At 62.2% G+C, this 8,193-nt stretch carries 12 protein-coding genes and 1 pseudogene; 10 read left to right on the top strand and 3 right to left on the bottom strand.

The genetic code is table 11. From position 1 onward, the window contains the following. Window positions 1-373 precede the first annotated feature (373 nt). From ACZXDY_RS19805 to ACZXDY_RS19795, 3 genes are all read left to right on the top strand, one after another. Window positions 374-589 (top strand): hypothetical protein, encoded by a 216-nt coding sequence (locus ACZXDY_RS19805; RefSeq protein WP_464346634.1) that lies wholly within the window; start codon window positions 374-376, stop codon window positions 587-589. Window positions 590-1,067: 478 nt separating this feature from the next. Next, window positions 1,068-1,301 (top strand): hypothetical protein, encoded by a 234-nt coding sequence (locus ACZXDY_RS19800; RefSeq protein ID WP_028167879.1) that lies wholly within the window; start codon window positions 1,068-1,070, stop codon window positions 1,299-1,301. Between the two features lie 283 nt (window positions 1,302-1,584). Beyond that, on the top strand, window positions 1,585-2,484 hold the full coding sequence (locus tag ACZXDY_RS19795; protein ID WP_455997622.1) for a YihY/virulence factor BrkB family protein: 900 nt from the start codon (window positions 1,585-1,587) through the stop codon (window positions 2,482-2,484). Between the two features lie 13 nt (window positions 2,485-2,497). On the opposite strand, the gene ACZXDY_RS19790 is transcribed toward ACZXDY_RS19795, so the two are convergent. Both ACZXDY_RS19790 and ACZXDY_RS19785 read right to left on the bottom strand, forming a co-directional pair. Next, window positions 2,498-2,638, bottom strand: coding sequence for a hypothetical protein (locus ACZXDY_RS19790; RefSeq protein WP_196237401.1), 141 nt, complete (start codon window positions 2,636-2,638; stop codon window positions 2,498-2,500). 463 nt (window positions 2,639-3,101) lie between these two features. Next, the gene (locus ACZXDY_RS19785) at window positions 3,102-3,293 is read right to left on the bottom strand and encodes a hypothetical protein (RefSeq protein WP_028167880.1); all 192 of its coding nucleotides are present in this window, start codon (window positions 3,291-3,293) and stop codon (window positions 3,102-3,104) included. 148 nt (window positions 3,294-3,441) lie between these two features. On the opposite strand from ACZXDY_RS19785, the gene ACZXDY_RS19780 reads away from it, so the two are divergent. After that, a complete protein-coding gene (locus tag ACZXDY_RS19780; protein ID WP_028167881.1) occupies window positions 3,442-3,804 on the top strand; it encodes a PRC-barrel domain-containing protein in 363 nt (120 codons plus the stop codon). A gap of 77 nt (window positions 3,805-3,881) precedes the next feature. After that, entirely contained in the window at window positions 3,882-4,160 is a 279-nt protein-coding gene (locus ACZXDY_RS19775; protein WP_245287565.1) for a response regulator, read from the top strand. Window positions 4,161-4,326: 166 nt separating this feature from the next. Here ACZXDY_RS19775 and ACZXDY_RS19770 read toward each other — a convergent pair whose 3' ends face one another. After that, complete coding sequence (locus ACZXDY_RS19770; protein ID WP_035692076.1) at window positions 4,327-4,560, bottom strand: hypothetical protein; 234 nt, start codon at window positions 4,558-4,560, stop codon at window positions 4,327-4,329. Between the two features lie 171 nt (window positions 4,561-4,731). Here ACZXDY_RS19770 and ACZXDY_RS19765 point away from each other — a divergent pair, with 171 nt between their 5' ends. The 5 genes and pseudogenes from ACZXDY_RS19765 (at window position 4,732) to ACZXDY_RS19745 (ending at window position 8,095) form a co-directional block, all read left to right on the top strand. Then, window positions 4,732-5,487 carry a hypothetical protein gene (locus tag ACZXDY_RS19765; protein ID WP_464346633.1) on the top strand — a complete coding sequence of 252 codons (756 nt, stop codon included), beginning with the start codon at window positions 4,732-4,734 and terminating at the stop codon, window positions 5,485-5,487. Between the two features lie 77 nt (window positions 5,488-5,564). Continuing rightward, a pseudogene (locus tag ACZXDY_RS19760) lies at window positions 5,565-5,633 on the top strand (hypothetical protein); the annotation flags it as partial. Window positions 5,634-5,676: 43 nt separating this feature from the next. Continuing rightward, window positions 5,677-6,681 (top strand): hypothetical protein, encoded by a 1,005-nt coding sequence (locus tag ACZXDY_RS19755; protein ID WP_464346636.1) that lies wholly within the window; start codon window positions 5,677-5,679, stop codon window positions 6,679-6,681. Window positions 6,682-6,996: 315 nt separating this feature from the next. Next, window positions 6,997-7,563 carry an enoyl-CoA hydratase-related protein gene (locus ACZXDY_RS19750; RefSeq protein WP_464346632.1) on the top strand — a complete coding sequence of 189 codons (567 nt, stop codon included), beginning with the start codon at window positions 6,997-6,999 and terminating at the stop codon, window positions 7,561-7,563. Window positions 7,564-7,807: 244 nt separating this feature from the next. After that, complete coding sequence (locus ACZXDY_RS19745) at window positions 7,808-8,095, top strand: YybH family protein (protein WP_349642654.1); 288 nt, start codon at window positions 7,808-7,810, stop codon at window positions 8,093-8,095. Window positions 8,096-8,193: the final 98 nt, after the last annotated feature.

The following is an 8,193-nucleotide window of genomic DNA, read 5'->3' as shown; positions in this document are numbered from 1 at the left end:
GGCTGCGCTCTGGTCGGCAGCATTGTGGCCCTGACGCTAAGGGTCAATCCGCAGATGGAGGTCACCGGCGCTGCGCCCGGTGCGTCGGCGCCCGCTCGCTGAGAGGACCAGCCTGTCGATGAGCGGGATTGCTCGACACGAAACGTAAACCCCCGCGCGCAGGTGTATGATGCGCATGCCGCGAAATGGCGGGCGGATCTCGCCCGAATGGACCGCCCGGAGTTCGAGAAGATCGCTGCGGTTCTGGTCGGACCCGAGGGAGCGCTGGAGCCGCTGCGGAAGGTCACTTCTGCGGCCGACGCTCCGTCGAGCCTCGCGAACGGCCCAAGCAGGTTCTAGTAGGAACCCGGGTGGCCGGCCTCGGTTGAGCCGCATGACCGGAAGAATTCTATACGAAAGCGCCAATGGCGATGTCTGGCGGCTGGTCCGCCATCCGCACTCCGGACGCCCGGCGGTCGAGCATCAGCCGAACGCCAGTTCAGGCGGACAGGCGTCCTTGACCGAGATCGGACAATTCCTTCGGGCGGGCGGCGACGGACCTGAACACCAGTCCCTGCTCGCGTTGATTGGCACGCTGATCGACGACTGACGCCTGCCCGGTGTCCGCCATGTTCTTTTTCTTTTCCAACCGACTGGGCTGTCTCGGCTCGCTGCTGGTCTCTGCCCTCGTAACCGTGGTGCTGCTTTTCATGTTCGGCATGCTGCGCTTCTGACGTGCGGCAGCGAACAGTCGGCCCATCCGGCATCAAGCCGCTCGAGCGGTCGCATGAGGTCAGGCGGGCGTACCCGGAGCCCCACTCCGAAACATCGGCGCGCTCCGTCCGTTGGCATCGGGGCGTTATTCTGGAGCCCTCACGATGATCGAAACGGATACTCTGCTGGTGAACTGCCCCGAGTGCGGCGCCTGGCCGATGGCCGCGAACCTTCAGAAGCCAGCTTCAGCGCACCGAGAACCGCGACTAAGATGTCCAAAGTGCCATCATCAGGAGAGCGTCCGGATGCGCCGCCCGCCGGCCGCGCAGCGCGGTCCGCACCAGCCGCGCGACCTTGATGCCGCGTGAGCAGCGATGAAGATCCGTTTCCATTCGGAGAGCCACATCGTCGAGCTGGAGGATGGCTCGCGGTGGCAGATCTATCCGGGCGATCTTGACCTGACGCTGAACTGGAAGACCGTGATGCCGAGCGACGATGAGATCAGTTCGCACACGCTGGTCGGGGGCGATGTCAATGTGCGCGTCATTCCCGGCGGAGCAAGTTGGCCTGTTGCCGAGGTTAAAGCCGCGCTGCGTAGGGACGACTGAGGAAGTGCGGCCGGGACGCGCAATCCTTTGGGCGCGGATCGTCTGAAGACGCGCGTTGCGAGGAAGGCCGCCGCCTTTGGCTATCCTCGCGAGCGCTAGTTCTGAATAGCGGGTCCTGAGACCTTTGGCTATCCGCGACAGGCGCCGTAGTTCAACGGCGGGCGACGGTCTCTCCGGTTCAATGGGGTATTAGGATTATCGTTCCATGCGCGGCCGCAGGAACCTTGCACCTTGGCAATCCTTGTAGATCGTGGAGCGGGCCAAGGCTTGGGGTCCGGCGGCAATGTGGTGGACGGTGGCGAAAGAGGCGGCGGCCAACTGGTCGGGCCACAAGGATGCCCGTCAGGGCGCGGCGCTCGCATACTACTCTGTGTTTTCCCTCGGACCGATCATCGTGATCGCCATCGCGATCGCGGGCCTCTTCTTCGGCCACGAGGCGGTCACCTCGCAGGTTACCTCGTCTTTGAAAGGCATGCTCGGCGAGACCGGCGCGAAGGCGATCGAGTCGATGCTGGCGGGAGCTAGCCGGCCGGCGGAGGGGGCGCTGGCGACGATCCTCGGCATCGGCGCCCTGCTGTTCGCGGCGATCGGCGTAGTCGTGCAGTTGAAGGACGCGCTCAACGTCGTCTGGGAGGTGGAGGAATCGGAGGAGGGCGGGATATGGCATTTCGCTCGCAACTACGTGCTGTCGTTCGCAGCGGTCCTCGCCCTCGGGTTTCTTCTCCTCGTCTCGCTGCTGGTGACAGCGGCTCTGGCCGCGGCCGGCAAGTTCGTCGCGCCGTACATGCCCGAGGGCGTTCTGCACGTCGTCAGCCTGGTGGTCTCGTTCGCCGTGGTGACGGTGCTCTTCGCGATGATGTTCAAGTGGCTGCCGGACGTCTCCGTCGGGTGGCGCGACGTCTGGCTGGGGGCACTCCTGACCGCCTTGTTCTTCGAGGTCGGAAAGGCGGCGATCGGCTTCTACATCGGCAAGCAGGGCCTGGAATCGACCTATGGCGCGGCCGCTTCGATTGTGGTCGTGCTGATCTGGGTCTACTACACCTCGCAGATCATCCTGATGGGGGCGGAGATCACGCACGCCTATGCCAAGCACGGAGGTTCGCTCAAGCAGGGAGACCCGGGGGATGCACGCGGGAAAACGCGCCCTCTCTCGCAGCCGGCCGGCGCGACCGGGGCACACTAGAAGCCTCGCGGGGTCAGGCTGACCACTTATCCTCTTCGCGTCGGGCTTCGTCGTCGTTAAGGCGCTCGGCTACGTCCTCGGCGACCGCCGGATCCTCGGCGTTTGCGATGGGCTCGCCATCCTGCTTCTTAATTTTCCGGCCTTCGGCATTCACCGGGAAATCGTCGGGTTGAGAGATTTCTTGGAAGCTGCCATACCATTTCCCTCCTTGAGTATTCTTGTGCTCCCTGCAGTTTCAGCAGTTTCACTTGTGTCACGCGACGAGTGCCGCTGCGCTCGCCGTCTGTCGCGCTCATCCGGAGCTCGCGGCCGGTCCCTGATTCCTAGCTCCCACAGGATGCCTGCGCGTGGCCGCCAGCTTAGAGATCGCGAGCTTTGTTGCCAGTTAAATGAGTTCGCGATCCGGGGTTCCCGACGAGCCTTTGCAACGGACTTCCGTAACCACCGCCATCGAACGTCTTTGCGGATAGGGCGCAGAACGCTATCGCGAGTGGAGCGCTAGGCTAAGGCAGCCGGCTGGCGAGCAGGAGGGCAACCCCCGCCTCGCTCCAGTTCCCACCTTTCTGATCGCCGGCCTCGGCGCGCTTCACGATAGTCCCGGATCGGCCGATCGGCGCTTACGCGGTAGCCGCCGTCCGCCCCGCCTCAGTGATGCGGTATTCGATATCTCCGGATGGAAGCGGTTCGGTTTCCACCAGACCCAGCTCTACGAGCCGCGCCACCGTCTCATGGTCGAATAGCGGTGGGCTGATCCAGGATTCGCCGAGAAGTCTCCTCAGAAAGTCGCGTTCCAGATCGGTCAGCTCCATCTCGACCTCCGCTCGTCCGCTTCTTACGGCACGCGTTGCGACAGCGTCACCCCAGTCCCGGTCGCTGCCGGCTGCGAGAACCGCCTCGCCGGGAACGGAGCCATCGTCGTCCCGTTGACTCCGGAAGACAACCCTACGGGAGGTCAACATGGCCATGGAAGATCGCGAGACGTTCAGCCTGATCGGAAGCGACAAGGTCGAGGGCACGAACGTGTACGGGGCCGACGGGCAAAAGGTCGGCTACATCGAGCGTGTCATGATCGACAAGATCAGCGGCAAGGTGTCGTACGCGGTGCTCAGCTTCGGTGGCCTGCTCAGCATCGGCGACGATCACTATCCGCTGCCCTGGCAGGCTCTGAAGTACGACACCGACCTCGGTGGCTACGTCACCGGAATCACTCAGGACCAGCTTCGCGGCGCCCCCAAATACGCCGACGAGAGCAGTTGGAATTGGAGCGATGCCGCGACCACCCGCTCCGTGAATTCCTACTACGGTGTGCCGGTGGCTTGAGGCGGCACACCGTGTCAGAGGCCTGGCCGGCTGCGGACGCGGCGCACGGCCGTAACGCAGGGAAAGGAGACTTGGATGTGAGCGGCGCCGTTCGTGTTCTGGTCGTTGAAGATGAAGCTCTGATCTGCACCTCCATCGAGGACGCCGTGGTCAAGAGCGGTTTCGAGGCCTGTTCGGTTGATTCTGGTGAGGCGGCCCTCTCCACCTTTCTCGACGGCCGGGAGGGGTGCCGGGCGCTGCTGACGGAGGTCAACCTCGGTGATGGCATCAGCGGATGGGGGCTGGCGCGGCAGATCAGGGAAATCACGCCTAACTTTCCTGTGGTCTACATGACGAGCGCCAGCGCGCCTGACTGAAAATCGCAAGGCGTCGCGGACAGCGTCCTGATCGAAAAGCCATTTGCGCCCGCGCAATTGGCTGCCGCCGTCTCGCAGCTGCTCGATACCCCGGGGCCTCGCCGGGTTGAACCGGGATTGTCGTGAGCCGCGAGCCCTGCAACAGGGGAGGCGGATCAGTAGATCGTCAGCGTGGTGGCAACGCCCAGTCCGCGCGTGCGGCCGCGGCGCGAGCCGCCGCTACCGCCATCCAGTCCCGCAGCAGCCCTCTGTCCTCCTTCGAAAAGGACGCGCGCCGCTTGAGATCCTCCAACGTCTCGCCAGGATGGCATCGCTCGTAATCCTCACGGATCAGCGACTCGAGGTAGGTCGGGTCCTGCTCGCTGATCGTATCGAGGTGCTGGCGCGAGTTGGTCCTCATGGTTGCCCCAGGACACGCACAATCGTGGCCACTCGGATGCAGCACAACGGCAAGAGCGATCGTTAGTTCACGAACAGATCCGCCGGATCTTGGTAGCCGCAATGCAGGGCGAGACGTCGGTGCACGGCTCGGTTATATAACTAGGGTGGTTGCAGCTACCTCCCGGGCGCGATGCCGAGAAAACTGAAGACCTACCAAACCTCGCTGGGCTTCTACGACCAGGCGATCGCAGCGCCGTCGATGAAGGCGGCTCTGGAGGCATGGGGCGCCGACAGCAACCTGTTTCACCAGGGAGTGGCGAAGGAAACCGACGATCCCGAGATCGTCGCTGCCACGATGGCGAAGCCGGGCGTCGTGCTCAGGCGGCCCGTCGGATCCAACGGGCCCTTCAATGAGCACGCCGAGCTGCCGACGGACCTTGCGGACGGCGGGGCCGCAGCGGGGCGGACGAGGCGTCGTGCGAAACCGAAGAAGCCCGCCCCTTCCAAGATCAGCGACAAGCAGGCGCTTTTTCCATCGGAGCTTTTGGAACGTTCTTCGAAGCGATCAGCGCCTTTAGCTAGATCGTGCCCCATCTTGCTCTCGTTTTTCGCTTCTTCCTTGGCAGTGGCCTCGCGCAAGCCTTTAGCGGCCCGTTCGCCCGCTGTTGAACATCAGCTCGGCGGCACCATTCAAGTAGGAAAGCTCTATCTGAAGATCGCCCGGGCCGACGATCCGTACTGGCGCTGCACTGCATGCGAGCGGATTCAACATGCACCGCGGTGTCGGCCGATGCACTCGCTGCTATGCGCCGCTTCCGACGGCGAGAACGGGACCGGTCGAGGAGTTGTGGAATTCGAACTTTCTCGGACGCCGTATCGTCCGCGGGCATTACCAGAACATTCCGCGCTTCAGGCTGAAGTGCGAGGAACTGAGCGGCCAGACTGACGACTTCTCGGAGGCGCTTCAAGGATATCTTCGTTGGTCAAGACAACCCGGTCGGGCAGCACGCACAGGAAATCGACATGCTGTCCGTGACGACGACGATGGAGGTCGGCATCGACATCGGTTCGTTGCAGACCGTCTACCAGGCGAATATGCCGCCCCAGCGCTTCAACTATCAGCAGCGAGTAGGTCGTGCTGGACGAAGAGGGCAGCCTGACGGTGCACGTCGGCGCTGGAACGACGATCATGAACCTCAACAGCGGAGTCGAGGACGAGAATGGCCAAGCCAGGTTCTTCGGCGCCGACGTTGTCACCGATAACGACGTTTTACGCTGGAAGAACGTAACGCTGCCTGAGCAGGCCATCGACCCGGGCATCGAAAGGATCGCCGGCAACGGCAGGTGGACGTTGACAGCGCCCGTCGCCATGAGGTTCGGGCTGCTCGCACAAAAGGAAACAGACGCGCTCTTCCTCGAGGCGACCGGCTTCAATAGGCGGTTGAATTTGGATCTCGTAGCGCGCCGCGGTGCGCGGTCCAGGACCGGTGCCCGGTCGGCCGCGATCAGTGCCACGCACCTCCTTGTGCAGAAGGCAGCGCTCGTGCTCGACGTGGCGCCAGACGAGTTCGACGCATTGGAGCCTCGGCTCCGAGGCGACAGCCCGATGCTTCAGATTGCCGACACCCTGATCAACGGATCAGGCCTCTGCCGGCGTCTCGGAGAGGTCGGGCGCGACGGCCGACCGGAGATCGCGCGGCTGGTCGACGAGGTCGTGGGAGATCGCGGGCAGTGGCCTCTGAGAGACTTTCTGGACGAGCGCCACGTTACGCGCTGCTCGACCTCGTGCTACGCGTGCGTCCGGCAATATCAGAATCGCAGATATCATCCACTCCTCGACTGGAGGCTCGCGATCTCATATCTGCGCGGAATGATTGACCCGCGGTACGCATGCAGTCTCGACGGAAATTTTGACGTCTATCGGGAGCTCCGCGTCTGGCTCGAGAGGGCTCATTCTCTGGCGCAAGCGGTCGTCTCTATGCGGCCCAGGACGTTGCGGACGCGCTGGGGTCGGCGGCCGTCTGCCGTGCATCGAGGAACGAAACGTCGATGGCCGCGTGTAAGTGATGACGTAAGCGTTCTTTGCATGAATAATCGATCTGCCTATATGACGCGACATCTCCTGCTGACCACCAGTTGACCACCGAAACACCGTGAATAAACGGCGATAATGGTGGCCAATCGCGAGCAAACTGCATTGTTTTTGTTGATCTTTCCGATCGTTACTTACGTTCGGGACGCGGGGTTCGTAGGCCGACCCCGACCTCCGGTTATATCCACAAACGTTGCTCGTTGCTGGGCTTCGATTTTCATATTGCCCACGGATCGGCCGATCTGACTGCTCAGGCCGCGGCCTCAAATAGCAATTTGAGATGGTTGCAGGTCCCCGCAACCAAATAAGATGCTGTGATATCAGCATAAATCCAAAAAGCCGCTCGTCAGAGCGGCTTTTTGTTTGTCCAGAATCGCCACCGAGTCGCCACCAGCTGGATCGTCCTGGGGTCGTCGATCTCGGTCATCGGGCCCGAGGCTTCGAACCCGGTTTGGGCGAGAGGACAGAGTTTCTTGGCCGCTGGCAGTTGCATTTTTTTCGACTGCACCCGCCACCAAGACGGCGCGCATCATTGACGGGCATACGAAGCTAGGCTTGGCAGCGGGTGATCATGCGGCGATTGTGTGGCCGCTGTTGTGCGGAATGGCGAAGGCAAAATACTATCTGTTGCTGTGCGATCAGCTTTTGGGCGAAGAGGCGGAGCGGATCGGTGTCGTATCGATGTGCTGCGAGGACGACGAACTGGACGCAAAAGCGATCGAAGTCGCCGGCCGTCTTGCTGCAGGACCGCCGAGTGCCATTCGCTGGACGAAATACGCGCTCAACAATTGGCTCCGGCAGGCCGGGCCGACATTCGATGCTTCGTTGGCGCTTGAATTCATGGGATTTACGGGACCGGAAGTGAAGGAAGGCCTTGCGGCTCTCGTGGAAAAGAGACCGCCGGCATTTCAACCGGACTGTCCGCTCTAAGACGACAAGGACTATCCATGCATTGGCTGCTGGCGGCCCAGTCGCACCTAGCCGAAATCCGCGTTTACAATCAGTGTTCGCCAAGCCGAGCCCCGAGCCGGCAATTTTGCCGCCGACATCAATCCGCAGTCGATGGAAGTGCTGTCCGACGCGCGGATCGAGGCCAGCGTGGTCGAACCTACGCGACACTTTTGCCAAGGAATACGCCAGGGGCTGAAGCCCGTTCAAAACAATTGGATATTCGATGCCACATGCTGCCGACGACATCGCATCCGACATCATCGCGAAATGGGCCGCGGCTTTCAGCAGACTGGACGCCGACGCGCTTTCCTCGCTTTATTCGAAGCACGCGCTGTTCTTCGGCTCGAACCCGAAACTGTATCGCGGGAGAGACGGTGTTGCGGCTTACTTCAAGGGATTGCCGCGGTGGCGGACATCTACCGTTCAATTCAGCGACGTCGTCTTCGAACAGGTCGGCCCCGATCTGGTCTCGCCGGCACGGCGTCGTTTGAGGTTGATCAAGGTGCGATAAAACTGTCGCTCAAGATCACCTGGGTGATCGCCCGCGAGGACGGCGACTGGAAAATCGTCAGCCATCACGCCTCGTCGAAGGCGCCGTTGATTTAACAA

The organism is Bradyrhizobium sp. LeoB3, from assembly GCF_055456055.1.
The sequence above is the reverse complement of the archived record's forward strand: the minus strand, read 5'-3'. Positions and strand labels throughout refer to the sequence as shown.